The organism is Caballeronia sp. DA-9, from assembly GCF_051615025.1.
In the GTDB taxonomy this organism is placed as follows: domain Bacteria; phylum Pseudomonadota; class Gammaproteobacteria; order Burkholderiales; family Burkholderiaceae; genus Caballeronia; species Caballeronia sordidicola.
This window is the reverse complement of record NZ_CP195133.1, coordinates 2642648-2668833: the sequence shown is the minus strand read 5'-3', so window position 1 is coordinate 2668833 and position 26186 is coordinate 2642648. Positions and strand designations below refer to the sequence as shown.

The 26186-nt window shown below is 60.0% G+C and carries 23 protein-coding genes; 10 read left to right on the top strand and 13 right to left on the bottom strand.

Translation table 11 applies throughout. The features are described from left to right. Positions 1–8: 8 nt before the first annotated feature. Complete coding sequence (rsgA, locus tag ACRWA7_RS28500; protein WP_438393780.1) at positions 9–935, bottom strand: ribosome small subunit-dependent GTPase A; 927 nt, start codon at positions 933–935, stop codon at positions 9–11. Beyond that, the gene (locus tag ACRWA7_RS28495) at positions 932–2200 is read right to left on the bottom strand and encodes a M48 family metallopeptidase (RefSeq protein ID WP_438393778.1); all 1269 of its coding nucleotides are present in this window, start codon (positions 2198–2200) and stop codon (positions 932–934) included. The genes rsgA and ACRWA7_RS28495 overlap by 4 nt, the downstream gene beginning before the upstream one ends. Before the next feature lie 161 nt (positions 2201–2361). Here ACRWA7_RS28495 and orn point away from each other — a divergent pair, with 161 nt between their 5' ends. Next, positions 2362–3000 (top strand): oligoribonuclease, encoded by a 639-nt coding sequence (gene orn / locus ACRWA7_RS28490; RefSeq protein ID WP_438393776.1) that lies wholly within the window; start codon positions 2362–2364, stop codon positions 2998–3000. Between the two features lie 18 nt (positions 3001–3018). Here the strand turns inward: orn and mog are convergent, their stop codons facing one another. Next, positions 3019–3639 (bottom strand): molybdopterin adenylyltransferase, encoded by a 621-nt coding sequence (mog, locus tag ACRWA7_RS28485; protein WP_438393774.1) that lies wholly within the window; start codon positions 3637–3639, stop codon positions 3019–3021. After that, complete coding sequence (gene yjgA, locus ACRWA7_RS28480; protein ID WP_438396813.1) at positions 3623–4267, bottom strand: ribosome biogenesis factor YjgA; 645 nt, start codon at positions 4265–4267, stop codon at positions 3623–3625. Before yjgA ends, mog begins: the two co-directional genes overlap by 17 nt. A gap of 216 nt (positions 4268–4483) precedes the next feature. On the opposite strand from yjgA, the gene pmbA reads away from it, so the two are divergent. Next, positions 4484–5854: a metalloprotease PmbA gene (gene pmbA / locus ACRWA7_RS28475; protein WP_438393771.1), complete on the top strand. Its 1371-nt coding sequence runs from the start codon at positions 4484–4486 to the stop codon at positions 5852–5854. A gap of 73 nt (positions 5855–5927) precedes the next feature. Here the strand turns inward: pmbA and ACRWA7_RS28470 are convergent, their stop codons facing one another. After that, positions 5928–6425 (bottom strand): dihydrofolate reductase, encoded by a 498-nt coding sequence (locus ACRWA7_RS28470; protein ID WP_438393769.1) that lies wholly within the window; start codon positions 6423–6425, stop codon positions 5928–5930. A gap of 104 nt (positions 6426–6529) precedes the next feature. Continuing rightward, positions 6530–7078, bottom strand: coding sequence for a hypothetical protein (locus tag ACRWA7_RS28465; protein WP_438393766.1), 549 nt, complete (start codon positions 7076–7078; stop codon positions 6530–6532). A 513-nt stretch (positions 7079–7591) separates the two neighbouring features. Here ACRWA7_RS28465 and ACRWA7_RS28460 point away from each other — a divergent pair. Beyond that, positions 7592–8968 (top strand): sigma-54 dependent transcriptional regulator, encoded by a 1377-nt coding sequence (locus ACRWA7_RS28460; protein ID WP_060856063.1) that lies wholly within the window; start codon positions 7592–7594, stop codon positions 8966–8968. A 286-nt stretch (positions 8969–9254) separates the two neighbouring features. Beyond that, the gene (locus ACRWA7_RS28455; RefSeq protein WP_438393763.1) at positions 9255–10088 is read left to right on the top strand and encodes a thymidylate synthase; all 834 of its coding nucleotides are present in this window, start codon (positions 9255–9257) and stop codon (positions 10086–10088) included. Between the two features lie 80 nt (positions 10089–10168). Here ACRWA7_RS28455 and ACRWA7_RS28450 read toward each other — a convergent pair whose 3' ends face one another. Together ACRWA7_RS28450 and ACRWA7_RS28445 are read right to left on the bottom strand one after the other, a co-directional pair. After that, entirely contained in the window at positions 10169–12133 is a 1965-nt protein-coding gene (locus tag ACRWA7_RS28450) for an alkyl/aryl-sulfatase (RefSeq protein ID WP_438393761.1), read from the bottom strand. 241 nt (positions 12134–12374) lie between these two features. Further along, complete coding sequence (locus ACRWA7_RS28445) at positions 12375–13154, bottom strand: ArsR/SmtB family transcription factor (protein ID WP_438393760.1); 780 nt, start codon at positions 13152–13154, stop codon at positions 12375–12377. A gap of 163 nt (positions 13155–13317) precedes the next feature. On the opposite strand from ACRWA7_RS28445, the gene ACRWA7_RS28440 reads away from it, so the two are divergent. The 3 genes from ACRWA7_RS28440 to ACRWA7_RS28430 all read left to right on the top strand — a co-directional run bounded on the left by ACRWA7_RS28440 (position 13318) and on the right by ACRWA7_RS28430 (position 15815). Continuing rightward, entirely contained in the window at positions 13318–13461 is a 144-nt protein-coding gene (locus ACRWA7_RS28440; protein ID WP_438393757.1) for a hypothetical protein, read from the top strand. A gap of 113 nt (positions 13462–13574) precedes the next feature. Beyond that, positions 13575–14102: an acyl-CoA thioesterase gene (locus ACRWA7_RS28435; protein ID WP_438393755.1), complete on the top strand. Its 528-nt coding sequence runs from the start codon at positions 13575–13577 to the stop codon at positions 14100–14102. A 177-nt stretch (positions 14103–14279) separates the two neighbouring features. Beyond that, a complete protein-coding gene (locus ACRWA7_RS28430) occupies positions 14280–15815 on the top strand; it encodes a class I SAM-dependent methyltransferase (RefSeq protein ID WP_438393754.1) in 1536 nt (511 codons plus the stop codon). 56 nt (positions 15816–15871) lie between these two features. Here the strand turns inward: ACRWA7_RS28430 and fumC are convergent, their stop codons facing one another. The 5 genes from fumC to ACRWA7_RS28405 form a co-directional block, all read right to left on the bottom strand. Then, the gene (gene fumC / locus ACRWA7_RS28425) at positions 15872–17266 is read right to left on the bottom strand and encodes a class II fumarate hydratase (RefSeq protein ID WP_438393751.1); all 1395 of its coding nucleotides are present in this window, start codon (positions 17264–17266) and stop codon (positions 15872–15874) included. Positions 17267–17375: 109 nt separating this feature from the next. Then, positions 17376–19064 (bottom strand): phospholipase D family protein, encoded by a 1689-nt coding sequence (locus ACRWA7_RS28420; RefSeq protein WP_438393750.1) that lies wholly within the window; start codon positions 19062–19064, stop codon positions 17376–17378. 352 nt (positions 19065–19416) lie between these two features. Then, on the bottom strand, positions 19417–20844 hold the full coding sequence (locus ACRWA7_RS28415) for an MATE family efflux transporter (protein ID WP_438393747.1): 1428 nt from the start codon (positions 20842–20844) through the stop codon (positions 19417–19419). A gap of 180 nt (positions 20845–21024) precedes the next feature. Beyond that, positions 21025–22083 carry an NAD(P)-dependent alcohol dehydrogenase gene (locus ACRWA7_RS28410; RefSeq protein WP_438393744.1) on the bottom strand — a complete coding sequence of 353 codons (1059 nt, stop codon included), beginning with the start codon at positions 22081–22083 and terminating at the stop codon, positions 21025–21027. 490 nt (positions 22084–22573) lie between these two features. Then, positions 22574–22795: an RNA-binding S4 domain-containing protein gene (locus ACRWA7_RS28405; protein WP_438393741.1), complete on the bottom strand. Its 222-nt coding sequence runs from the start codon at positions 22793–22795 to the stop codon at positions 22574–22576. A gap of 369 nt (positions 22796–23164) precedes the next feature. Here ACRWA7_RS28405 and ACRWA7_RS28400 point away from each other — a divergent pair, with 369 nt between their 5' ends. The 3 genes from ACRWA7_RS28400 to ACRWA7_RS28390 all read left to right on the top strand — a co-directional run bounded on the left by ACRWA7_RS28400 (position 23165) and on the right by ACRWA7_RS28390 (position 26170). Further along, complete coding sequence (locus ACRWA7_RS28400) at positions 23165–23554, top strand: hypothetical protein (protein WP_438393740.1); 390 nt, start codon at positions 23165–23167, stop codon at positions 23552–23554. 68 nt (positions 23555–23622) lie between these two features. Next, complete coding sequence (locus ACRWA7_RS28395; RefSeq protein ID WP_060856052.1) at positions 23623–23877, top strand: hypothetical protein; 255 nt, start codon at positions 23623–23625, stop codon at positions 23875–23877. A 169-nt stretch (positions 23878–24046) separates the two neighbouring features. Further along, complete coding sequence (locus ACRWA7_RS28390; protein WP_438396812.1) at positions 24047–26170, top strand: ATP-dependent helicase; 2124 nt, start codon at positions 24047–24049, stop codon at positions 26168–26170. The last annotated feature ends 16 nt before the right edge of the window (positions 26171–26186 follow it).

The window sequence follows — 26186 nt, the reverse complement described above, 5'->3', positions numbered from 1 at the left end:
CGGTAAGGTTATCGAACAATCTGGCTGGCCTCGTGCACGAGCTGCGCATACAACTGATGACGCGCCGGGCGGATTTTGCCTTCCGCCATTGCTTCCAGAATCGCGCAGCCCGGCTCCTGCAAATGCCGGCAATTGTAGAAGCGGCATTGCCCAAGAAAAGGCCGGAAATCAGCGAACGCGCGCTCCAGTTGCCCTTCGGACAAGTGGTGCAGCCCAAACTCCTGGAACCCCGGCGAGTCGATCAGCGAGCCGCCACCAGGCAACGGATACAAACGCGTGAAAGTTGTCGTGTGCCGCCCGCTGTTCAACGCCTTCGATATCTCCCGCGTCGCCACCTCTGCATTCGGAATCAGAATATTCACAAGCGTCGACTTGCCCATGCCAGATTGTCCAAGCAATAGCGTGGAGCGGTTCGCAAGACGCGCATCGAGTTCATCGTGAACGTGCTGCGGCGCCGCCTTCGCCGATAATTCCACGACCGTATATCCAAGCTCCCGATACAGCGCCAGACGCTTGCGCGCGACCGCGAGCGGTCCCTCCATGTCGATCTTGTTCAACACGATCAGCGGTTCCAGACCGTGCGCTTCGGCCGCAATCAACGCGCGGCCGAGCAAGTCCTCGCTGAAATGCGGCTCGGTGCCCAGCACGATCATCAATTGATCGAGATTGGCGGCGAAGAGTTTCGATTTGAACTGGTCGGACCGGTAAAGCAGATTGCGGCGCTCACCAATCTCGACAATCACACCCTGATCCGCCGATGACTGCTCGTACTGCACGTTGTCGCCCACGGCTATCTCGCTGCGTTTGCCGCGCGGGAAACATTGCAGCATCACGCTGCCATCCGCCGGTGCGACGAGATAATGCCGTCCATGAGCGGCAATGACTTTTCCCTCAATGCGCGCGTTCGCCGGTTTCTTCGCGGTGCGCGGCCTCATGCGGCGAATTGCATCAGGCGCTCGATGCGCTGCGACGCAGGCGGATGCGACGCGTAGAACGCGGTGTAGAGGGGATCGGGCGTGAGCGTGGACGCATTGTCCTCATATAGCTTCACAAGCGCATTGACGAGGTCGCGTGGATCGGTCTGGCTCGCGGCGAAAGCGTCGGCCTCGAACTCATGCTTGCGTGAACTCAAGCTGCCAAGCGGCGTCACGAAGAACATGAAGACCGGCAGCGCCAGCATGAACAGCACGAGCGCAAGGCCGTTGTTGTTGCCGATCAGCGATGGCCGGACGCCAAGTCCCTCATAAAACCATACGCATTGTGCAAGCCAGCCGAGCAGCGCGAGCATCACGAGGCTGAGCACGAAAGTCACGACCAGGCGCTTGATCACGTGGCGGCGTTTGAAGTGACCCAGTTCATGCGCGAGCACCGCTTCAATTTCGCTGCCGGAGAGCCGGGCGAGAAGGGTATCGAAGAAAACAATCCGCTTGGCCGCGCCGAAACCCGTGAAATATGCGTTGCCGTGCGCCGAACGGCGGCTGCCGTCCATCACGAACAAGCCCTTTGCAGCAAAGCCCGTGCGCGACATCAGGTTTTCAATGCGCGCCCGCAATGCCTCGTCTTTCAGCGGTTCGAACTTGTTGAAAAGCGGCGCGATAAAGGTCGGGTACAGGATCAGCACGAGCATCTGGAACGCGACCAGCAGCACCCACGCCCACAGCCACCACAGCGCGCCCGCCTGATTCATCAGCCACAGAGTCACGAATAATACGGGCAAGCCAATACCCGCGCCCAGCACCACGCCCTTGACGAGGTCGAGGAAAAAAAGCTTCTTTGTCATGTGGTTGAAGCCGAACTTCTCTTCGATCACGAAATGCCGGATGTAATCGAAAGGCAGATCCACCACGCTCGTGATCGCCACCACAATAGCCACCAGCGCCATCTGCCCCATATAGCCGCGGCCGAGCCAGCCGGTGACGGCCAGATCGATTTGCTGGATACCGCCGAGCAGCGTCAGCGCAATCAGCAACGCCGCGCTCACCACGACTTCGACCATTGTCAGGCGCGTGCGCTCGACAGTGTAGTCGGCGGCACGCTGGTGAGCGGCGAGCGGAATGGTTTGCAGGAACTGCGGCGGCACCTGCCTGCGATGCGCGGCGACGTGCCGGATCTGGCGCGACGCAAGCCATAGCTTGGTGCCGACCATGCCGACCAGCGCCACGACAAACACGACCGAGAACGCGAGATTGATATTGGACATCAGCGGAAATCCGATTGAAATATGCGCGATTGAATTATGCGAGAATTATAGGTTCTTGGCCGTCGCCGCGCGCATGGCTTATTGCGCGTTAGCCGAACGACCGGGTCCTGCAAATCCCTAAGCGCCGTTCCCGGCGCCAAACCCATCCAGGTTGCCCTCCCATGGCCGATTCCGTGCTCGATTCCTCTTCTTCCGCCAGCTCGTCCGAACTCGTTCGCAGCGACATGAACCTTGTCTGGCTCGACATGGAAATGACGGGCCTCGAACCCGATAACGACCGCATTATAGAAATCGCGGTCGTCGTGACGAATTCAACGCTCGATAAACTCGTGGAAGGTCCGGTGCTCGCGATTCACCAGGACGAAACGGCGCTCGGCAAGATGGATGAATGGAACCGCAACACGCATGGCCGCTCGGGGCTGACCGAACGCGTGAAGGCGTCGACGGTGGATGAAGCCGAAGCCACGCGGCAAATCCGCGAATTCCTCGGCCAGTACGTCCCGCCGGGCAAGTCGCCGATGTGCGGCAATTCCATCTGCCAGGATCGCCGTTTCATGGCCCGGTGGATGCCGGAACTTGAAACGTTCTTCCATTACCGCAACCTCGACGTCAGCACGCTCAAGGAATTGTGCCGCCGCTGGCAGCCGGCCATCTATAAGGGTTTCCAGAAGCGCGCAATGCACACGGCGCTCGCCGATATCCACGAATCCATCGACGAACTCAAGTACTACCGCGAGCATTTCCTGATTCCGTCAGCGACCGGCGGAACCGGCGGAACCGGCGAAACCGGAACGGCTTGAAGCGCAAGGCCGGACGTTTTAAGTCTTCGGCGGCCTGATCGCGTTCTTCGGGCGGAACGCGGCGACCACTTCGGGCCGCGTTTCCATATACGGCCCACCGATCAGATCAATGCAGTACGGAATTGCCGCGAAGATTCCTGGCACTTTCGGCTTGCCATCCGCGTCGCGCAGACCTTCCAGCGTCTCGCGAATCGATTTCGGCTGGCCGGGCAAATTCACAATCAACGCCGCGTGATCCGCCGTTTCACGAATCACAGCCACCTGGCGCGACAAGATTGCCGTAGGTACGAAGTTCAGGCTGATCTGGCGCATTTGCTCGCCGAAACCGGGCATCGGCTTGGTCGCAACCGCCAGCGTGGCCTCCGGCGTTACATCGCGGCGCGACGGGCCCGTTCCGCCTGTTGTCAGGATCAGGTCGCAGCCGGTTTCATCGACGAGTTCCGTGAGCGTGGCGGAAATGGTGGCCGCGTCGTCGTGAATCAGGCGTGTTTCGGCGCGCCACGGGGAACTGAGCGCGCTCGCGAGCCATTCCTGCAGCGAGGGAATGCCCTTGTCCTCATACACGCCCTGCGACGCGCGATCGCTGATCGATACCAGTCCAATCAGCAATTCGTCGGGATGATCACGCTTTGTAGCCATCGTCGTCGTCTCGTTGCGGGAATTCGATTTCATTGCCGTCTTCCGCCTCGGCCGCGCTTTCATCTTCTTCGTCCACGCCCGCCGCGGTCTTGATCCACTGGAACAGTTCGCGGAAATAGCGCGGCGGCTTGCTCTGCTCGCGTTCCTTGCGCGCATTGCGAATCAGTGTGCGACCTTCCTGCGGATCGACACCGGGATGCTGGCGGATGAAATCGGTGAAGGCGGAGTCGTCGGCGAGCAGCTTTTCGCGCGTGTGTTCGATCCAGTGGAGCTTCGCCGTTTCCGCGCGATTGACGCCGCGATACGTATCGAGCGCCGTGCGCAGTGCTGCCGTTTCTTCGTCGGTGAGCGAGCGCATTACGCGGCCGACGTATTGCACCTGACGGCGCTTGCCTTCGTGATCGGTAATCTTTCGTGCGTCGCGAACGGCGTCGTCGAGCTTTTCAGGCATGGGCATGCGCTTGAGCGCATCTTTTGGCAGTTCGATCAACGCGACCCCGAGCACTTGCAGCGCAAGCATGTCCCGTTTGAGCTGGGATTTACTCGGACGGTCGTAACCGTGCTCGCTGCCATCCTGTTCGGTGGCGACGGCCGGATTTATGGGTTGCGTGCGGGTTTTACGGTTCATCGCGGTATTGTACTTGTTCGACGCGGCCCACTGGGCGCCCGAGCGAGGCGCCACCCGAGTACCGCGCGCAAGGGGAGCGAAACCAAACCCCTCTGGACTTGCTATGATCCTGCGATACACGGAAGCACTCATGGCGAGCACCGCGCCGGCAAGATTTTTCCGGCGCTACCGGTACCGAACCCTTCCGCAACTCGAGCAACCCACAGGCAGACAAAAATGGCAGCAGACATGGACGTGAGGCAACGCTTTTTCCCGCACACCCAGGACGAGCTGAAAGAAATTGCGTCCGATATCCTGCGGCATGCAAAAGAATTCGGCGGAACCGACGCCGCCACTGAAATCTCGGAAGGCGATGGTCTTTCGGTCAGCGTGCGTCGCGGCGAGGTGGAAACCATCGAGCACAATCGCGACAAAATGGTCGGCGTCACGGTGTTCATCGGCAATAAGCGCGGTAACGCGAGCACTTCGGATTTCACGCGCGCCGCGTTGAAAGACACCGTGGCCGCGGCCTACAACATCGCCCGTTTCACGGCCGAAGACAGCGCTGCCGGCCTGGCCGAAGCGGAGCTGCTCGAAATGGCGCCGCGGGATCTGGATCTCTACCATCCGTGGGACATCAACGCCGAAGAAGCGGCCGACCTCGCGCGTCGTGCGGAAGACGCGGCTTTTGCCGTCGATAAACGCATTCAGAACTCCGAAGGCGCCAGCGTTTCGGCGCAACATTCGCAGTTTGTGCTCGCCACGTCGCGCGGTTTCATGGGCGGCTATCCGTTTTCGCGGCATTACGTGGCGTGCGCGCCCATCGCGGGCTCGGGGCGCGACATGCAACGCGACGACTGGTACACATCGAAGAGAAATGCCGCCGATCTCGCCGACCCCGAAGCAATCGGCCGATACGCCGCGCATCGTGCGCTGGCGAGATTGGGCGCGCGCAGTCTCGATACGCGCAAATGCCGCGTGATGTTCGAAGCGCCGCTCGCGGCGGGCATCCTGGGTGCGTTCGTGCAGGCTGTCAGCGGTGGCGCGCTGTATCGGAAGACGTCGTTTTTGGTCGATAGCCTCGGCAAACCCGTTTTCGCGCCGCATGTCCAGGTGGTCGAGGACCCGCACGTGAAGGGCGGAATGGGCAGCGCCCCATTCGACGAGGAAGGCGTGCGCACGCAGCGCCGCAACGTGGTCGAGGATGGCGTGGTGCAGGGTTATTTCCTTTCGACCTACTCGGCGCGCAAGCTCGGCATGAAAACCACGGGTAACGCGGGCGGTTCGCACAATCTTTCGCTGCGCAGTTCGCTGACAAAACCGGGCGATGACTTCGAGGAAATGCTCAAGAAACTCGGCACTGGCTTATTGCTTACCGAACTGATGGGGCAGGGCGTGAACTACGTGACGGGCGACTATTCGCGCGGTGCATCGGGATTCTGGGTGGAGAACGGCAAGATCCAGTATCCGGTCGAGGAAATCACGGTGGCGAGCACGCTGCAGGAGATGTTCCGGCACATCGAGGCAATTGGCGCGGATACGGTCGTGCGCGGGAACAAGGAAATTGGCTCTGTGCTGATCGAAAAGATGACGATTGCAGGACAGTAAAAGCCGAGGAGCGCTGCTAGAGTCAAAGCCCGGAACGGATACGTTGCCGGGCTTTTTGTCGCTTGGTAGCCTGTCAGGCGAGCCGCTCGTATGTCACGAACGAATAGTCGAAATCATTCGGCGCGGCCGCATGATGCGTCTCGCGCGAACACTCTTCCCAGATGTGTGGATCGGGGGCATCGATCGAGATATCGCCTTCGAAATCCGCATCGATCTCGGTCACGATGAGCTTCTGAGCAAACTGCCAGCCTTCGCGGAACAGTTGCGCGCCACCGATCAGGAACACTTCCTTCGCGTCGTCGCGCGCGGCTATTTCCAGCGCGCCGGACAGGCCTGTGACCGTGTCGCAGCCATCGAAACGGCGCCCGGCGTCGCGCGTCACCACAATGTTGCGCCTTCCCGGCAGAACACGGCCGATGGACTCGTGAGTCTTGCGGCCCATGACAATCGGCGCGCCCATTGTGGTGCGTTTGAAGAACGCCAGATCTTCGGGCAGGCGCCAGGGTAGTTGGTTGTCGCGTCCGATCACGCCATTGCGCGCGCGGGCGACGATCAGTGTGAGCGTCGTCATGGTAATGAACCCTACAGCGTTGAGATAAATCAAGCCGCAGATTCTACCCGACGCTCCTGCTCCGGCGCGGTCGTCAAACGCGCCGAAAATTGAGTCCTGGCCGCCTATTGCGTCGTGTGCGCCTCTGTGTTTGCGACCTCGCCGGGCGTGGAATGCACCGCTGTGTTGTCATTGGGAACCGGCGATGGCAATGGCGGCGCGATCTCATCCCAGAGCGTAACGCTGTTTGGTGTTTGCGTGAGCACGGGCGTCCATTCGTCTGTCACCGAGACCTTCGCAAGCGCGTCGTCATCCTGTTCCATAAACGACGCAGGCTGGTCAAAACGAACAGGTGCCGAACCGGCTTGCGCCGTTGCGAAAACTTGAATAATGTTCTCAACCGATGCACCGCCGCTTTCACCGGGTTTCTCTATAAGTTGTTCCACAGAGATGGCTGGCGGATTAGTCCGTACCGCTAATGTTTCAAATCCGGACAATCGCAGCATAAACCCAGATTCAAACAAGGGGGTAATCGTCGGGGAATGATTCATACTATTCTGCGCGCAAACGTTGCCGCTTGAACTTCCCAGTACAATCCACGCCGTCGCCGCCGCGGCAAACCGTTGCGGAATGGCGTTTTTTCCGTATCTGACGGCGGTGCTGGTAATTTCCATGGCAATCTCCGTGATTCGCTTTTATTAGCGAGACATATGCCATCCGCCGCATTCGCCCGACCTAATTGAGCCGGACGAAAATTCTCTGACAACGCAATAAAAAAACCGCTGAAAATGTTTCACCGTTGAAACGAAACGCGATTGACGCGCATTTTTATCAGGAAGCGTGTAAATGATATTGTCTTATTTAATGTATTTGCAAACCGCTTATTAAAACAGATCGCCGTATTGAATCGCATACGGCATTGCTTCAGCAACGAGATGACAGACATTGTTGCGGATATTTGTTTTCGAAGTATTCGCTTTATAGTAGTCTCTCAAAAACAGCAGTAGAAACAAAACAGGTTCGTTTATGAACCGCGCGACAGCACTCGTCGCTTCCGGGGTTTCACCGTTTGCAGTTTTCCGAATGACCGTTCGCTAGAAGTACGCGAGTCTTCGACGTCTGCAACGTGATCGAGGGCATTTACCGGCGCGACCTTTTCAACGACCGTTGACGAAAGGATCAGAACAATGGAAGTCGCTCGGCGGCAATTAATCTATGTGACTCGTGACCCTAGTGCGCCCTTGTGCGCCCGGTTCGAGGAAAGGGGCTGGCACATCGAGGTGGTTTCCAACGCCAAGGATGCACGCCGGTGGCTTCGCAACGATCTTGCAACTGGTGGTTTGCTGGATTTATCCAGCAACTTTGAAGCGCATGAACTGGCGGCGCTGGAAGCGTCGCTGACGCTCACCAATGTTGGCTGGGTCGCGGCAACCGTGACAGGCCAGCTCGAGGACGCGGCCGTTCGCAGGCTGATTCGCGACTACTGCTTCGACTACGTGACGTTGCCAACATCGAATGACCGTGTAGTGGATGCGGTTGGCCATGCTTATGGCATGGTGGCCTTGCACGAAAACGCATCGAACGATTCACGCGACGGTCGCGCGGAAGGCGAAATGGTTGGCTCCTGCGACGCCATGCTCAGCCTGTTCCGCTCCATCCGCAAGGTCGCCATGACCGACGCTCCGGTCTTCATCTCCGGCGAATCCGGCACGGGCAAGGAACTGACCGCGGTTGCCATCCACGAACGTTCCGCCCGGCGCGAACAGCCGTTTGTTGCGATCAATTGTGGCGCCATCCCCGCGCATCTCCTGCAATCGGAACTGTTCGGTTACGAGCGCGGTGCCTTTACTGGCGCGAACCAGCGCAAGATCGGCCGCGTGGAAGCGGCCAATGGCGGCACGCTGTTCCTCGATGAAATCGGCGACTTGCCGCTCGAAAGCCAGGCGAGCCTGCTGCGTTTCCTGCAGGAGCGCAAGGTCGAGCGGCTGGGCGGACACGGCTCCACGCCCGTCGATGTACGCATCATCTCGGCCACGCACGTGGACATGCAGACGGCCATGATCGAAGGGCGGTTTCGCGCTGACCTGTATCACCGTTTGTGCGTGCTGCAAATCGATGAACCGCCGCTGCGGGCGCGCGGCAAGGACATCGAATTGCTGGCGAAACACATGCTGGACCGCTTCAAGAAGGACGCGAGCCGGCGTCTTCGCGGTTTCGCGCCCGATGCTATCGCTGCAATTCACAACTACGGCTGGCCCGGCAACGTGCGTGAGCTGATCAATCGCGTGCGTCGTGCCATTGTGATGTCCGAAGGGCGGCAGATCAGCGCGCGCGACCTCGAACTGGGCGAGTACGTGGAAGTTGCGCCGGTGTCGCTTGCACAAGCGCGCGAGGCGGCGGAGCGGCAGGCGATTGAACTCGCGTTGCTGCGCCATCGGGGCCGTCTTGGCGACGCCGCGCAGGAACTTGGCATTTCGCGCGTCACGCTCTACAGGTTGCTCAGCGCGCATGGCATGCGCCATATCGAAGTCGATGCACCCACGGAACATGTCACGCGCGGCTGAATATCTAGCCGCGCGTGACGGCCGCCGGCCGGCTGATTTCATCTAAGTTCGCCAAAACCCGCGGGTTCGCCCGAACCACCGCGGATCGCACATATTTAACCCCCGCAAAACGCCTCTGCACCTCTGCCTTCGGGCCTTGGTAAAATCGTGGTTTGGTTTTATCGGCGGCTGGATTCTTGTCATGCTCCACGGCATGGCGAGCGTGCGCAGCCCTCCACGCGCCGCGAAATCTTCAGCCAGAACAGGCAGACAGGCCACGGGCCACTTTTTAGCGAACGACCTTTCCATGATCCAGTATCAAGAACTGCTCAAAGACATTCTCGAGCGCGGCGCCCGGAAGATGGACAGGACCGGCACGGGGACGATCAGCACGTTTGGCCGGCAATTGCGGTTCGACCTGGCGGCGGGTTTTCCGATCGTGACGACCAAGCGCATTCACATGAAGAGCGTGGTCTATGAACTGCTGTGGTTCCTGAACGGCGACACCAACATCAAGTATCTGAACGACCACGGCGTGACGATCTGGGACGAATGGGCGGACGAGAACGGAAACCTGGGTCCGGTATACGGTCATCAATGGCGCTTCTGGCCAAAGAGCGACGGCACTTTGGTCGATCAGGTCAGCGGGCTCGTGCACCAGATCAAGACGCGCCCGAATTCACGGCGGCTGATGCTCACAGCGTTGAACGTGGCGGATTTCCCCGACGAATCCATGTCTCCCGTCGATAACGCCCGCGCCGGCCGGATGGCGCTCGCGCCATGTCATTGCCTCGCCCAGTTCTACGTGAACGACGGCAAGCTGAGTTGCCTGCTGTATTGCCGCAGTCAGGACGTGTTTCTGGGCACGCCGTTCAACATTGCGAGCTACGCGTTGCTCGCACATATGCTTGCCCAGCAATGCGATCTGGATGTTGGCGAACTGGTGTGGACTGGCGGCGATTGCCATATCTACCTGAACCATCTGGAACAGGTAGACCTGCAATTGAGCCGCGAGCCGTATCCGCTGCCCAAGCTCAAACTGGCGAGAAAACCCGAGTCGATCTTCGATTATAAATACGAGGATTTCGAAATCGAAGGGTATCAATATCACCCGGGTATCAAGGCGCCTATCGCCATTTAAAGCGGCGATTTAAAGCGCCAAACTAAAAGCTGTGGTTTCAATGCGCTTTCCGGCGACCGGAAAGCGCAATCATCAAAACATCAAGGCGTGACGATGTTGAACATCGAATCAAAGGTATCGAGAAGACCAAACAACTCGCTTACCTTTTGAACGTTTCCGCTGACTTTGTCGCTGGCGGCCTGCGTGCCACTCATCAAGAGCTTGGCAAACTCGTTCTTGCTCATGTTGAGCGTCGCGTCTGGGTTGGCCAGCGTGACACCTTCGGTATAGATCAAAGTGGAATTGCGCAGCTCGATGCCGTATTTCCTGCCATCGCCGAGATTCCAGTTGATGACCGTGTGTCTGCCATCAGCCTTCGGACCGTTGAGCCGGATCCCCATGTAGTCGAGCAGCATGTCAGGGCTCATTGCCGCGATGGAGTCAGGCGACGCCATGTTGATGCCCTTGCCCTTCGGCACGCCGTTGCGCAACTCGAACGCGCCCATCAGGTACTCATTGCGCCACGTCGGGTTCTCGGTCTGGTAACCGAGTTGTTCGAGCGCATCGGCTTCAAGATCCCGGGCTGCCTTGTTCGACGGATCCGCGAAAACGACCTTGTTCATTACGGTTGCGACCCAGCGGTAATCGCCTTTATCGAATGATTGAGTGGCCTTCGCGATCACGGCGTCGGCGCCGCCCATGAATTCCACGAAATGCTTCGACTCGTCTTCTGGCGGCAACGGATGCAGGTTCGCCGGATTCGAATCATACCAGCCGAGATAACGCTGGTAGATGCCCTTCGCGTTGTGATTCACGGAGCCGTAATAGCCGCGGTTGTACCACTTCTTGCCAATGCTGTCGGGCAACTGAACCTGATCCCCGATCTCCGTCATGGTGTAGCCGGCGTTCGCGAGACGCAGCGTCTGGTCATGCAGATACTTGAGCATGTCGCGCGGGTCGGCCATGTAGTTCACAACCTTTTGCTGACCCCATGTCGGCCAGTGATGCTGCGCGATCACCACGTCCGTGCGGTCGCCATAGCGCAGGATGGCTTCGTTGATGGTTTTCCACCATTGCACCGTGTCACGTACCTGCGCGCCGCGCAGCGTGTACAGGTTGTGCATGGTGTGCGTGGTGTCCTCAGCGGTATCCAGCAGCTTGAACTGCGGCATGTAGATCAGCATTTCGGACGGTGCTTCGGTGCCGGGCGCCATCTGGAACTCGAACTGAATGCCATCGATCACGCGGGTATCGCCGGTTTTTTCCACGGTGTCGTTCGGCGCGATCAAGCCGAGGTTGCCGCGTGAGGTGGTCTTGCCGAGCCCGGCGTCGATCTGCCCGCGCGCGCTCGCCGGCAGCATGGCGCCGTATTGGTACAAAGAGCGCCGGCCCATTGCATTGCCTGCGTAGATGTTCTCCGCCACGGCTTCCTGCAGGAAGCCTGCCGGAGCGACGACCTTGACCTTGCCGCTCTTTGCATCGGCTTCGTCGATCACGCCCTTTACGCCGCCGTAATGATCCGCGTGGCTGTGCGTGTAGATCACGGCCACCACCGGCTTCTTCGGCCGATGCTGGAAATACAGGTCCAGTGCGGCGCGGGCGGCTTCCCGTGTTGTCAGCACGTCGATCAGGATGAGGCCCGTGTCGCCTTCGATGATCGTCATGTTCGCGAGATCGAGCCCGCGCACCTGATACACGCGGTCCGTTACCTTGAACAGGCCGGTGAACATGTTCAGTTGTGCGATGCGCCACAAGCTCGGATTGACCGTGTCGGGCGCGTCGCCTTTCAGGAACGCGTACTTGTTCAGGTCCCAGCTCGTGCCGCCGGCGTCGGTCTGGAACGTGCCGGATGCAAGCGTGCCCATGAAGCCGCGCTGCGCGTCTTCGAAGTCGCTTTTATCGGCGAACGGAAGTTGCTGGTAGGTCGCGAGGTTGTCTTGCCGGGTGATGGCCGTGGCGTCCTTGGCAGCCGCAAACGCGGCCTGCTGTGCAAGCGCGAACGGTGCGGCAAGCACGCTGAGCGCTGCGAGCGCGGTGAGCGTGAGTCGATGCGGCGATACGATCATTGTTATTCTCCATTGAAGTGCGATGCCTGTTTCGGGTCCACGCCTGATCCGACGCAAGGCACGCCTTCGACTGGTTTCGTGTCTCCCATTCCCTATTCGATAAGCTGAACGCCGCGCACCTTCACATCACAGGCGAGTCAAAAACTTTACAGGCGAACCGAATTTTTGATTGTCATATTTGGTCGGTGCGCAACCGTCATGGAATGCGCCTGAAATTCAGCGCATGAGTCGTCCAATAGCTTTACGCGTTGCCAAGGACAGCCGCGAAATGCCGCTCGCCAGATGGCGTGACGCGCAGAATGCGCCTTCGGGACGTTGTTTCCAGCCAGCCATGTTGAGTACAGGCGTCGAGAAATGCCGCGCCCAGCGCGCCGCCGAGATGCGGCCGGCGCTCGCTCCAGTCGATGCATGTGCAAGCGAAGCGTCGCCGCCGCGCTTTTTGCGCCTTCAGATCGATGCCGAGTTGCGAGAATGCGTCGATTCCTTTCGCCGTTGCATCGAGCGTGGTGGGTCCGGCCCGCTTGGACCCGGATGTGCTCGCCAACGATCCTCCCGGCACGACCTCCAGCCAGTTCGATGTCAGCATCCGGTCGAACAATCGAACAGCCAGCTCGCCGGCGAGATGGTCATAACAGGTTCGCGCATAGCGCATGTCAAGCGGCACGGCCGACGCGCGCCGTGGCGTCTGGGCGGGAGGCAGTGCCGGTTCGCGCAACGGCGCGCTCGCCTGCGCAAGATTGGCGAGGGCTTCGATTGCCATCGCAATGTCGGGCGTGGCGATTCGATAGTAACGATGCCGTCCGCTGACCTCGAGCGCGAGCAGACCGCTTTCGATGAGCCGCGCGAAATGCCCGCTCGCCGCCGACGGTGATATGCCGGCAATCATGGTCAGTTCTCCGGCGGGGCGCGCGGTGCCATCCATCAGCGCCCAGAGCATGGCGGCGCGTCCGGGGTCCGCGAGCAGCGCACCAATGCGCGATAAGCCGGGAAACGGGCGCGCATCGTCGTGATTGAGGGTCATCAAAACCTCCTTCCGTTGACGCTACTTTAAACGCACAGCGCACGCGATGTTTCATCGGCAGATGAAGTATGGATGTAGCGCCCTGCAGCAATGGTGAGCGCCGTCGAAGCGCCGCGCTAGAATGGTATTTCGTGCTGGAATGCGGTCATGCAGGGGATTTTTCATGCTGAAACTTGTGGTTGTGGCGCTGCTTGCAGCGGTGTGTGCCGGGTGCGCGGGGATGTCGGGCGGATCGTCGTCGGCGGGCGGGTCGAGCGGAATCACCATGTACGGTGTGATCGACGAAGGAATTTCGGTACGCAAATAAGCGTTGACGACGCATCCACACGATATTGCCGCGGACGTGCCATCATTTTGAGACTCGTATAATTTGGCAATTCCACTTGACTGGCAGCTCCGCTGGGCGCGCCTTACATCCCCATGAACATTGCCGCGCCGCTTTCTCATTCAACCGATGCGCCCATCACCGACCGGTCCGAAACCACGTTTCGTTTCCTCGCCGAGCCGACGTCCGTCAATTTCGGCGGGAAGGTCCACGGCGGCGCGCTGATGAAATGGATGGACGAGACGGCCTACGCGTGCGCCGCAGTGTGGTCCGGACGTTATTGCGTCACTGTGAGCGTGGGCAATATCCGCTTTCGCCGGCCGATCCTGGTTGGCAATCTCGTGGAATTGCGGGCGCGCGTTGTCGCGACCGGACGTACGAGCATGCATTTGCATATATCGGTGCATGCAGGAGATCCGAAGAGCGGCGTCTTGCAGCAGACAACGGATTGCCTGATGGTATTCGTCGCCGTCGATGAACAGGGCAAGCCGGTCCCGGTCCCGTCCTTCGTGCCGCTGACCGACGAGCAGAAACGGCTGGCCAAATACGCGATGGACGTCAAGGACGCACTCGATGCCATCGTCGAGCTGAAGCCGGAAGAGGTCGCCGCCGGCAAGGTTTGAACAGCGCTGAAGCGCGTGAGTATCGCCATCTATCCGGCTAATTAATTTGATAGCTAAAAGAAGCAAATAAGACCTTTCTCATTCATGAACGTGTGCGTTATTGGCATAGTTCGGCGCACCGTGTAATAGCCGCCGATCGGGCTAGAGCGCAACACCCAACATGAATGAGGAAACACCATGACCTGGACTGCCGGCTACAACAGCTCGGTTGCATACACGACCGGCTACTATCAGGAACAGAGTCCCAGCTTCCTGAACGCGTGCCTCGTGATGCAGCGCGTACAGCCGCCATCGCTCGAAAAATTCACATATTGCGAACTTGGCTTTGGCCAGGGACTGACTTCGCTGATCCTGGCTGCAACCCATCCCACCGGCGAGTTCTACGCCTGCGATTTCAACCCGTTGCACGTGTTGAACGCGTCATCCATACGCGACGAAGCACGCCTGCCGAACCTCACCTTGCTGGAAAACGGTTTCGGCGAGCTTGCAGAAGGCAAGGTCGACCTGCCTTTGTTCGACTACATCACCTTGCACGGCATCATCTCGTGGGTATCGGACCAGACTCGCGCCCAGATCATGCAGTTCCTCACGCGTTACCTGAAACCGGGCGGCGTGGTTCAGGTGAGCTATAACGCAATGGTCGGTTGCGCGCAGATCATGCCGCTGCAACGGCTGCTGACGCTCGGAGCGGGAAAAACCGGCGGCTGGTCAAAGGCCAACGAACTGGTGATGAAGGTGAAGGGCCTGGAAGCATTGCACTTCTTGCGCAACCCTGACTCGCGGGGCCGCGCGGAAAATTTCGATAACCAGGACAAAAACTATCTCATTCATGAGTATTTGCATGAGAAATGGACGCCGTTTCACTTTACCGATATCGCTCGGGAAATGACCGAGGCGAAGCTGAGTTTTGCGGGTAGCGCGCGTTTTTCCCATATGACTCCGGTTGCGTGGCTGACGGACAGCCAGCGCGAAATGCTGGAAACGCTCACCGATCCTTTGGAAGCCGAAGAAGTGCGCGATTACTTCGTGAACCGGGCATTCCGCTCGGATATCTTCGTGCGAGGCAAGGCGCCGCTTTCCGATGCCCGTCTGCGCGAGCAGGCGCAACACGTTTATCTGTGGGGTAACTCGTCTGCGGCCTATAAGCCCGAGGCGAGCCTGGAACACGCCACGATCACTCGCGCCGACACTCACCACAAGCCATTGTTCGATTTGCTGCGCCGCTCGGAAACGACGCTCGCCCAAGTCTTTGACTCGCCCGAGTTCGCAGGGCTTTCGCTTGACGCGATTCTGGGTCTGCTGCGCCTCTCGATTGCCGTTGGCGAGACGGCCGTGCGTTACGGCGCGGAACAACCGCGCGTTGCGGCGGATCGGCTCAACGCTGTTTTGCTATCGCGAGTCGAGCGCGGGGAAGTGTGGGGCGCGTTGGCTTCGGTCCGGCAAGGCGGCGGAGCGGGTATCAGCACGCTTGATCAGTTGATATTCGCAACACTCAATGAAAAGACCGATCCGCAAAAAGCGCTCGCCAAGGATACTAAGGAACTGGTCGCACGCCTGAAGCGCTCAATGGTTGCGACGGGCCTGAAACTGCGCATTGGCGACGTTGAGGTGGCCGACAAAGACATTGATAAACGTCTCGGTCATATTTTCGAGGATTCCGGCAAGAAGCTGCTTGCGCATGCGGTGGAACTGGGTTTCATGGCAGCACGATAGATTCATTGCACGAAGATGGCAGCGGTTAAGTACGATCAACCGCTGCCATTTCACTTTTACTTCTTTCCGACCATATCTTCTGGCTTCACCCACTCGTCGAACTCGGCTTCCGTCACATAGCCAAGCTTGAGCGCCGACGCTTTCAGCGTCGTTCCTTCCTTATGTGCCTGCTTCGCGATCTTCGCGGCCTTGTCGTAGCCAATATGCGGGTTCAACGCCGTCACGAGCATCAGCGATTCATTCAGCAAACTTTCTATACGCGGCTTGTTCGGCTCGATGCCAACCGCGCAGTTATCGTTGAAACTTTGCGCGCCGTCGGCGAGAAGACGCACCGATTGCAGCACGTTGTGGGCGATCATCGGGCGAAACACGTTCAATTCGAAATTGCCGCTCGCGCCGCCGACATTCACCGCGACGTCATTGCCAAACACCTGGCAGCACAGCATGGTGACTGCTTCGGATTGCGTTGGATTCACCTTGCCCGGCATGATCGAACTGCCCGGTTCGTTTTCCGGAATCGACAACTCGCCCAGCCCGCAGCGCGGTCCGCTCGAGAGCCAGCGGATGTCATTGGCGATCTTCATCAAACCCGCAGCAATGGTCTTGAGCGCGCCGTGCGCGAACACGAGCGCGTCGGCGGCGGCCATCACTTCGAACTTGTTCGGCGCGGTTTCGAACGGCAGGCCCGTGAGCTTGCCGATCGCGTTCGCGACCTTCACCGCGAATTCGGGATGCGCGTTCAAGCCCGTGCCGACCGCAGTGCCGCCAAGCGCCAGTTGATACAGATGCGGCAAGGTGGATTCGACATGCCGGATGCCTTGATCGAGTTGCGCGACATAGCCGGAGAATTCCTGTCCTAACGTGAGCGGCGTTGCGTCCTGCAAATGCGTGCGGCCAATCTTCACGATCGAATCGAAGTCCTTCGATTTCTTATCGAGCGTGGCGCGCAGCGTCTTGAGCGACGGCACCAGATGCTTGACGATCGCCACGGCCGCGGCAATGTGCATGGCGGTCGGAAACACATCGTTCGATGATTGCCCGCGATTCACGTCGTCGTTCGGATGCACCTTGCGGGCTTCGCCGCGCTCACCGCCCATCAGTTCGCTCGCACGATTCGCGATCACCTCGTTGAGGTTCATGTTCGTCTGTGTGCCGGAGCCCGTTTGCCACACGGCGAGCGGAAATTCATCGGAATGCTTGCCCGCGAGAATTTCGTCGGCGGCCGCGATGATTGCCTGCGCCTTGTCGGCGGCGAGCACTTTCAGTTCGGCGTTCACTTCTGCCGAAGCACGCTTGACGATGGCAAGCGCATCGATCAGTTCGGGCGATTGCTTTTCGCTCGATATCTTGAAGTTTTGCAACGAGCGCTGCGTCTGCGCGCCCCAAAGCTTGTCGTTCGGCACGGCGATCTCGCCGAACGTGTCTTTCTCGAGTCTTGCGTTGTCCGTCATGACTGCTTGCTCCTTCAGGTTCGGTTTTGAATCGGGTCCCGGGCTGAGCGTCTGGCGTCAGCACGAACCCTCATTGCGAAAGGGCCTGCACAATCGGAAATCCACACGCTCAAAGTTGCGAATCGACGGGCAGCAACATGAACAAACCCGTCAGCAGATTCCGGTACAGCCCGGCTTGCGGATCGAAGTTATACGTGCGCACCTGGCCATTTTCTTCGGTGGTCCAGATAAGCGGTGACATTGGCGAGCCGGTGTTCCTCAAGCCTGCCAGTACTGCGGGGGATGCGAGTTCCACACGATACGCCGTTGCCGGCGCAATGCCGCGATCGAACAATTCGGCGGCCGCGTCGGCGATCTGTTTGTTGTAGACAATCAACACGAGTTCCGTGTTGAGGGACGCCGAGCGCGGATCGAGGTTCATGGAACCGACTACAAGGATACTGCGGTCGATCACGTATGCCTTGGCATGAAGGCTCGCGCGCGATTGCGATCCGAACAGGCCCGCGCGCGGCTGCCCGGCGCCTTCGGCAATCACGGGTTTCAACTCGTACAGATCGACGCCGGCCTTGAGCATCGGCACGCGATACGGCGCATAACCCGCCTGGACGGCGACGGCGTCCGTTGCAGCCAGCGAATTGGTCAGGATTTCGACCTTCACGCCTTTTCCGGTGATTGCGGCGAGGGCTTTCACGCCCTCGTCATGCGGCACGAAATACGGCGAGACGATCAGGACGCTGCTCCGCGCCTCGTTCGAGAGTTCGATGAGTCGGTCCAGCGGCGGGCTCTTGTAGTCCGGATCGGGATGCTCGATCTTGACCGGCGAATCGGCCTTGAATTCCGTGCGCGCCCACGTGAGGCCAAGGCTTTCCTGCGTAATCTGCTGGGAAAGCGGCGTGGCGTTGAGCGGCTTTGCGTTCAGCGGATCGGCCTGGTCCTTCCAGTGCTGGCGCAGGTCGGCGCGGGTTTTATCGAGATCGGCGGGATCGAATTTCTGCTTGTTCAGCGCGCGCAGCGGATACGCAATCGAACTGTTCCAATAGTCGTCAAAACTCGCCGATATCTCGTGCGTCACCGGCCCCGCGACGAACGCGTCGAGATCGCGAAACTGGATGGTCGGACTCGCGCTGAAATATTCGTCGCCCAGATTGCGGCCGCCGATGATCGCGATCTGGTTGTCGGAGATCATCGCCTTGTTGTGCATGCGGCGCGTGAAGTGATCGACGTTCGTCAGCAGGTTGCGGGTGCGCTCGCCAAAGCTTCGGGTGGCGCTGCCGAACGGATTGAAAACGCGGATATCGATGTTGTCATGCGAATTCAGCGCCGCCATGATCTGGTCGATGTCCTTGAAATTCAGGTCGTCGACCAGCATGCGCACTTTTACGCCGCGATCCGCCGCGTAAAGCGCCGCGCCGAGCAGCAGCTTGCCCGTGTTGTCTTCTTCCGCGATGTAGTACTGCATGTCGAGCGTTTTCGTCGCGGCGCGCGCCAGCGCGATGCGCGCCTGCAGCGCCTCGGTGCCGGTCGGCAGCAGGAGGACGCCGGATTCGCCAGGATGCGCGGCCTCCTTGGGCGCGAGCGCGGCGCGCAGGGGCGTCTCGGCGGTGGCTGAAAGCGCGTGCGTGACTGGATGATCGAATGCGGTGGCTGGCGGGCGCGTGGCGCAGGCCGTGAGCACGAGCGCGGTCAGGGCGGCTGCGGCGAGCCGGATGCCGCGGGACACAGCGCTTGAACCGGTCGCTTTGGAACCGGCCGTATCGGGTTGTTGGCCTTTCAGGGCAGGGGTATTCAGTGACTGCATGCTGCTGTCCGACACGTCCATTTCTCTTCTTTCCCGAGCGATTTTTATGATCCGATGGCGCTTTGGACGCGCCTTCCTTGTCGTTCTCACGGCAGGATCTCGTTTGAACGCCCGAGGATCACGCGAGCACATTTTATGGGAAATCGGGTACGGACACGCGGAACGGTTCGATTGGAGAAAAAACGACGTGGAAGGCGTTGCTGATCGCTCGGGCGAAAAAAAGCCCGCTTCAACGAAGCGGGCCTAATACCCCTGTTACTGGATGAGTCTCAAGGAGACGGTTTGATCGTATCCGCGGATTGCTCCGATTCCAACCAACAATGCCTGCTTAACTTATTCGGCCTCATGGGGCTCATGCCGTATGGCGCGACGTTTCCCCGGTTTCTCCAGTGGCCGGCAACGTGCCGCCGGCGATAAGCCGCCGGCTCATCCGGTCGAAGCGGAAGGTCATCAGCGCGGCCACGCTCGCGAGTCCCGCCGCGAGTCCCCACCACAGGCCTTTTGTCCCGCCGCCGAAATGAAACGCCAGCAGGTAGCCCGTGGGGAAACCGATGCCCCAGTAGCCAAACGCGGCGGCGAGCATGGGCACGCGCGTATCTTTCAGCCCGCGCAGCACGCCGGAGGCTACCGTCTGCATGCCATCGACAATCTGGAACACCGCCGCCACGCCGAGCAGCGACGCCGCCAGCGCGACCGTCTGGGCATTCTTCGGGTCATCGAGATGCAGATACAGCCCCACGATCGCGTGCGGCGCCAGCACCAGCACGCAGCCCGACAGCGCCATGAACGCCACGCCGAGCGCCAGCGCGACGAAGCCCGCATGACGCGCGGCCACCGGCACGCCCGCGCCGATCCAGTACCCCACGCGCACGTTCGCCGCCTGCCCGATAGCCAGCGGCACCATGAAGGCCACCGACGCCACGTTCAGCGCGATCTGGTGCGCCGCGAGCGGTGCTTCGCCGAGCGTGCCCACGGTCATGCCGGTGGCAAGAAACAGCATCGATTCAACGCCGTAGGTGATCGCGACCGGCCAGCCGATGCCGAACAGTTCGCCCATCAACGGCAGGCGCGGGCGCGACGCGGCGACAAAATGCTTGTATCGCGCACGCAGATGCAGGAAGGCGACCAGCGTCAGCGCAGTTCCCCAGACGGTGATGGTGGTCGCGACCGCCGAGCCGAGAAAGCCGATCTCCGGCAAGCCGTACGCGCCATGGATCAGGCCATAGTTGAGAAACCCGTTCACGAACACGCCGCCAATCGATACCCACAACAGCCGCTTCGCCGCCCCGATAGCCGGCAGGAACGCGCGCATCATGCCGATCCCGATCAGGCTGCCCGGCGCGCCCCAGCGCAGCACCGCGCAATACTCGCCGACGTTTTTCGCCAGCATCACGGGCTCGTGGAACGCGAGCAGGATCGGCTCCGCGAAGCTCATCAGCACGAACGCCGGAATGGCGAGCAGCAGCGACAGCACGAAGCCCGTCCAGTAGATGTTCGGCACAAGGTGATCGTTGTTCGCGCCGCGCGCGTGCGAAACAGACACGCTCACCGATGTCAGCACGCCCTGCAGCAGCACGACGACGACAAAAAACAGGTTCGCGCCCAGGCCGCCGGCGGCGAGCGAATCCGGTCCGAGCGATCCAAGCAGGATGGTGTCGGTTACGCCCATCGCCATTTGCGAAAGTTGCGAGATGGCGAGCGGCGCGGCGAGCCTGGCGGTATCGACGGCATGACGGGAGAGGCTTGGCGGCGCGTCGCCGCGATTTATTCTGGTTGGCATGACAGGAAATCAGAAGCTCGCACCGGCGCATGTAGCAAGAAAACGGCGCAAAAACGGTAACGGGCGATGCGCGGGCCGTTTTTGGCCCTGCATCGCCCGCTCGTTCCGGCCGTACTTTGGTGCTCAGGCGCACATTGCGCTGAACCCGAAGCCGGCGAAAGAGAACGAAAGCCTTGTAGCTTATTGCTTGATCGAGCTCATGTCGATCACGAAGCGGTATTTCACGTCGCTCTTGAGCATCCGGTCATACGCGGTATTGATTTCGTCCATGCGGATCATTTCAATATCCGACGTAATTCCGTGCTTGCCGCAGAAATCGAGCATTTCCTGCGTTTCCTCGATACCGCCAATCAGCGAACCCGCGAGCGAGCGCCGCTTGAAAATCAGGTTGCCGATGGACGGCGACGGATGCGGATGTTCCGGCACGCCGACGAGCGTCATTGCGCCATCGCGCTTGAGCAGCGTGACAAACGCGTCGAGATCGTGGGATGCGGCGACGGTGTTCAGGATGTAGTCGAAGCTGTTGGCGTGCTTGGCCATCTGATCCGGGTCCTTGGAGATCACCACGTCATGCGCGCCCAGGCGCTTCGCATCTTCCACCTTGCTCTGCGACGTGGTGAACAGCACCACATGCGCGCCGAGCGCGGCCGCGATTTTCACGCCCATGTGTCCAAGGCCGCCCAATCCCACGATGCCGACCTTCTGCCCCGGCTGGATGTTCCAGTGGCGCAGCGGTGAATACGTCGTGATGCCGGCGCACAGGAGCGGCGCGACAGCGGCGAGTTCGAGGTTCTCGGGGATATGCAGCGTGAAGGCTTCGTCGACGACGATCTGGGTGGAATACCCGCCGTACGTCACGCCGCCCGTGTGTTTGTCGGGTGCGTTATACGTGCCGACAAACCCGCCCGGACCTTCGCAATATTGTTCGAGGCCTTCCTGGCAACTCGGACAGGTGCGGCATGAATCGACCATGCAGCCTACGCCCGCCAGTTGCCCGACCTTGAACTTCGAGACTTCCGATCCGACTTCGACCACGCGGCCCACAATCTCATGGCCTGGAACATTTGGGTACACCGTGCCGGCCCATTCGCTGCGCGCCGTGTGCAGATCCGAGTGGCACACGCCGCAGAACAGGATGTCGATACGCACGTCGTGCGCGGTGAGCTCGCGGCGTTCGAACTCGAAAGGGCTGAGCGGCGTGGTGGCGGAACGTGCGGCGTAAGCGTGGGTCTTGTACATGGAATGTGCTCCAGAGAGGGCAGAAAAGCGTCGGGCGAAATGCTTGGCCCGGACACAAATATTTAACGATTCAAACGGTTCAGTCAGCGGCCCGTTCGAAAGCCGCGAGCCTGTGAACCTTTGCATGTCCTGCGACCGAAATTCGTCGGGATGATGCGGGGCAGGGGCTGTGCCGGTCCTTGAGCGGACGCCACGCGTTGCAACAGAAGGAATGATTGCCGGAATGGAGCGCGCGGCCAGCCGATCTTCGGGTACTGCGCTGGTGTTGCGCGGATATAACGAAATCAGCCGCATGCATTCAATGATGCGGCCTTGATTAATTCTAAATCGACATGGGAAAACGTGCTTGAACGGCGGCCGGGCCACGCCTGGATGCTGCTTGAACGAGCCGTTGCGCAGTGCTGATTATCGCGCCTCCAACCCCGCCTTCCAACCCATGCCGATGTAAAACTTTGCCGCCGTCATGCGCGGGCTGCACCGGGCGCCGCGATCATGCCGGCTTGCGAATTTTGATCGTGGTGTCGTCGATAAAAACCGTTTGGCCCGCGCGGATCTTGCACGTTTTGCGCAACTCGATCTTGCCGTCGACCTTCACCTCGCCAGCGGCTACGCGCATCTTCGCGGAGCCGCCGCTGTCGGCGAGACCCATGATCTTGAGCAGATTGTGCAGTTCGACGTAATCGCCCGTGAGCGTGAATTCTAGGCGTGGCATGGAAGTTCTTCGCAGGTGAGACCCGGGTTGAGACCGGGCGGGGCGCACATCATAAACCAGCGGAAGACCGTAATTCCATTCAGCATTTCAGAACCGGGCACGCCATGTGCGACTGCAGCACTGTCCCGGTAAATCCGGCCGTTGCCTGCTTGACAATATGTCAGCAAATGAAACCTTCGGTAACAGTGACGGATTTCATCGAACCCGGCGGCTGGCATAGGGTCAATCGTATTACGTAGTCAGTTGTGAACAGAACGGGCGGTTGCAATGCGACTACCAGAAAGGTATCCAGGGCGGTCTCAGGACACGATTTACGCCGCCTGCGTTGCCACTGTCCCGGTAACAACAATCGTCAGAGAGGAATTGAATATGTTGCAAGTCAAGAAGATGCTGCTCGGTACTGCTTTTGTCGCTCTTGCAGGTTCCGCGTTCGCGCAGACCGCACAGCCGTCCGCCGCCGATGCTGGTGGCCAGACACCCGCCCAGGTGACGCCCGCGCCGCAAAATCTCACGGCTCCGGCGCCTACGGATCCGCTCGTTCAGAAGCGCAATGCGAACGCTCAGGCCAATGCCGAGTACAAGGCATCGAAGAAGGCGTCCAAGCAGGAAATGAAGGCAACCAGCAAGGAAGCCAAGGAGCAGTACAAGGAGCAAGTGCGCAACGCCAAGATCAACAAGAAAGCCGACAAGCAAACGGCCAATGACGAACTCAAGTCCGCCGAACCGAATGGCCCGCAGGACACGAACCTGCAGCACTAAGCGCAATGTATCGATGAACGCGGCCAGATTCATTGCGCCGCGTTTATAAAAAATAGAAGGAGAACATGATGACGCGGACCACACATCGTTTATTGGCTACCTTGCTTGCTGGCGCGTTTGCGACCGCTGCGACCGCATCGATAGCGCAAACCACCACCGAGCCCACGCACGCCGAAAAGAAGGCAGCAAAGAAGCAGGCTGACGCCGACAAGGATGCGAATGTCGCGCAAGCCAAGGCCGACAAGAAGAAGACCGAATCGCAATCCGAGGCGAACGAAGCCGCGGCTGATGCGAAGCTGAAGAGCGCAAAGAAAGCGGATTGATCTTTGCCTGGATGTTTTAGGCATTGGCATGGCCCGTCGAGCGCAAGCTCGGCGGGCCATTGTTTTTAAGGGCCAAAAGCGTTCCACAATCAAGCGCTTGCGTGAGCAGGTTGTATGGATATACAGTGTGCGTCACCCGTTTTTGTGATGACGCGCCGTGCTTTCGCCCATTCCCGTCCCTGCTGTCGAACCATCGCCGAAAGTAGAATCCGCCGTTCCGGATACGGCGCTTTATCTCGCCAAGCTCAACGAGGCCCAGCGCGAAGCCGTGGAATACGGAACCGATGTCAAGAATCCGGCTGGCGCGTTGCTCGTGATCGCGGGTGCGGGATCGGGCAAGACGAACACGCTTGCGCATCGTGTGGCGCACTTGCTGGTAAAGGGCGCCGATCCGCGCCGAATCCTGCTGCTGACTTTTTCGCGGCGCGCGGCCAGCGAAATGACGCGCCGGGTGACGCGCATTGCCACACATGCGCTTGGAAATCGCAGCGGGTTGGCACAGGGGCTCACTTGGTCGGGCACGTTTCACAGCGTGGGCGCGCGTTTGTTGCGCGACTACGCGGATCTGGTCGGACTGTCGCCGTCATTCACCATCAACGACCGTGAGGATTCCGCCGATCTGATGAACCTCGTGCGGCACGAACTGGGTTTATCGGCGAAGGAAAAGCGCTTTCCGGCCAAGTCCACGTGCTTTGCCATCTACTCGCGCGTGGTCAATACGGGTGCGCCGCTCCCGACCGTGCTCGACCAGGCGTTTCCGTGGTGTCGCGAATGGGAGGACGACCTGCGGCGTCTTTTCGCCGCTTATGTCCACGCGAAGCAGCAGCAAAGCGTGCTCGACTACGACGACCTGCTGCTCTACTGGTCGCATCTGGCGGCGGAGCCATCGGTGGCGGCGGATTTGTCGAGCCGTTTCGACCATGTTCTCGTCGACGAATACCAGGACACCAACAAGCTCCAGGCGTCCATCCTGCTTTCAATGAAACCCGACGGCCGCGGCCTGACCGTCGTCGGCGACGACGCGCAGTCCATCTACTCGTTTCGCGGCGCGACGGTGCGCAACATCCTCGATTTTCCGAATCACTTCGATCCGCCCGCCAAATGCGTGACGCTCGAGCGTAACTACCGCTCCACGCAGCCGATCCTGGCGGCATCGAATGCGGTGATCGGGCTCGCCACCGAGCGATACACAAAAAACCTCTGGACGGACAAGGCGTCGGCGCAACGGCCGCGCCTTGTTTCCGTCGCCGACGAAGCCGATCAGGCGCGCTATGTGGTCGAGCAGGTGCTCGAAGCGCGGGAAGGCGGCATGACGCTCAAGCAGCAAGCCGTGCTGTTCCGTGCCGCCCATCACAGCGCGGCGCTCGAAATCGAGCTCACGCGGCGCAACATTCCGTTCGTGAAGTTCGGCGGGTTGAAGTTCCTCGATTCCGTCCATGTAAAAGATATGTTGGCCGTATTGCGCTGGGCCGAGAACCCGCGGGACCGTGTTGCGGGATTTCGCGTGGTGCAGTTGCTGCCGGGTATCGGACCGGCCATCGCTGGACGCGTACTGGATCAGGTGGCGGAGCGCGGCGATACGTCAGCCGCGTTGGCGGCATTCGCGCCGCCACCACGCGCGAGTGAGGACTGGCCGGTCTTCGCCGGGTTGATGGCAAAGGTCTGCGCGCGGGAAAGCGGCTGGCCGGCCGAATTCGAGATGATCCGGCGCTGGTATGAACCGCATCTGGAGCGCAATCACGAAGACGCGGCAATCCGTCATGGCGACGTGCTGCAGATGGAAAGCATTGCATCGACGTATCCCACGCGCGAGCGTTTCCTCACGGAACTCACACTCGATCCGCCCGATGCCACGAGCGACGAATCGGGTGTGCCGCTTATCGATGAAGACTATCTGATTCTCTCCACCATCCATTCCGCGAAGGGTCAGGAATGGAAGAACGTGTTTGTGCTCAACGGCGTGGACGGCTGCATTCCGTCGGACATGGGCACGGGCAGCGACGAGGAAATCGATGAAGAACGGCGGCTGTTATACGTCGCCATGACGCGGGCAAAAGAGGATCTGCACATTGTCACGCCGCAGCGGTTCTACGTGCACAACCAGACCGCCATGGGCGACCGTCACGTGTGGGCGGCGCGTACGCGTTTCATTCCCGCGCATCTGATGCCGCAATTCGAAGCGCGCGCGTGGCCGCACGTGCCGGAGCCTGCTGCGCCGACCGCCGCGGGATTGGCGGCAGCGGCGAAGGCGAAGCTGGACATTGCCGCGCGGCTGAAGAAGATGTGGGAATAGAAGGAAGCCGGCACCG

Coding starts and splice junctions, on each gene's coding strand:
- pmbA (WP_438393771.1), top strand. CDS start 4,484: ATGGCAGCAGACATGGACGTGAGGCAACGCTTTTTCCCGCACACCCAG.
- ACRWA7_RS28410 (WP_438393744.1), bottom strand. CDS start 22,083: ATGTACAAGACCCACGCTTACGCCGCACGTTCCGCCACCACGCCGCTC.
- ACRWA7_RS28495 (WP_438393778.1), bottom strand. CDS start 2,200: ATGTCCAATATCAATCTCGCGTTCTCGGTCGTGTTTGTCGTGGCGCTG.
- ACRWA7_RS28440 (WP_438393757.1), top strand. CDS start 13,318: ATGCTGAAACTTGTGGTTGTGGCGCTGCTTGCAGCGGTGTGTGCCGGG.
- ACRWA7_RS28460 (WP_060856063.1), top strand. CDS start 7,592: ATGGAAGTCGCTCGGCGGCAATTAATCTATGTGACTCGTGACCCTAGT.
- ACRWA7_RS28400 (WP_438393740.1), top strand. CDS start 23,165: ATGTTGCAAGTCAAGAAGATGCTGCTCGGTACTGCTTTTGTCGCTCTT.
- ACRWA7_RS28435 (WP_438393755.1), top strand. CDS start 13,575: ATGAACATTGCCGCGCCGCTTTCTCATTCAACCGATGCGCCCATCACC.
- ACRWA7_RS28430 (WP_438393754.1), top strand. CDS start 14,280: ATGACCTGGACTGCCGGCTACAACAGCTCGGTTGCATACACGACCGGC.
- ACRWA7_RS28395 (WP_060856052.1), top strand. CDS start 23,623: ATGACGCGGACCACACATCGTTTATTGGCTACCTTGCTTGCTGGCGCG.
- ACRWA7_RS28455 (WP_438393763.1), top strand. CDS start 9,255: ATGATCCAGTATCAAGAACTGCTCAAAGACATTCTCGAGCGCGGCGCC.
- fumC (WP_438393751.1), bottom strand. CDS start 17,266: ATGACGGACAACGCAAGACTCGAGAAAGACACGTTCGGCGAGATCGCC.
- yjgA (WP_438396813.1), bottom strand. CDS start 4,267: ATGAACCGTAAAACCCGCACGCAACCCATAAATCCGGCCGTCGCCACC.
- ACRWA7_RS28415 (WP_438393747.1), bottom strand. CDS start 20,844: ATGCCAACCAGAATAAATCGCGGCGACGCGCCGCCAAGCCTCTCCCGT.
- ACRWA7_RS28450 (WP_438393761.1), bottom strand. CDS start 12,133: ATGATCGTATCGCCGCATCGACTCACGCTCACCGCGCTCGCAGCGCTC.
- ACRWA7_RS28470 (WP_438393769.1), bottom strand. CDS start 6,425: ATGACGACGCTCACACTGATCGTCGCCCGCGCGCGCAATGGCGTGATC.
- ACRWA7_RS28420 (WP_438393750.1), bottom strand. CDS start 19,064: ATGCAGTCACTGAATACCCCTGCCCTGAAAGGCCAACAACCCGATACG.
- orn (WP_438393776.1), top strand. CDS start 2,362: ATGGCCGATTCCGTGCTCGATTCCTCTTCTTCCGCCAGCTCGTCCGAA.
- mog (WP_438393774.1), bottom strand. CDS start 3,639: ATGGCTACAAAGCGTGATCATCCCGACGAATTGCTGATTGGACTGGTA.
- ACRWA7_RS28445 (WP_438393760.1), bottom strand. CDS start 13,154: ATGACCCTCAATCACGACGATGCGCGCCCGTTTCCCGGCTTATCGCGC.
- ACRWA7_RS28465 (WP_438393766.1), bottom strand. CDS start 7,078: ATGGAAATTACCAGCACCGCCGTCAGATACGGAAAAAACGCCATTCCG.
- ACRWA7_RS28405 (WP_438393741.1), bottom strand. CDS start 22,795: ATGCCACGCCTAGAATTCACGCTCACGGGCGATTACGTCGAACTGCAC.
- rsgA (WP_438393780.1), bottom strand. CDS start 935: ATGAGGCCGCGCACCGCGAAGAAACCGGCGAACGCGCGCATTGAGGGA.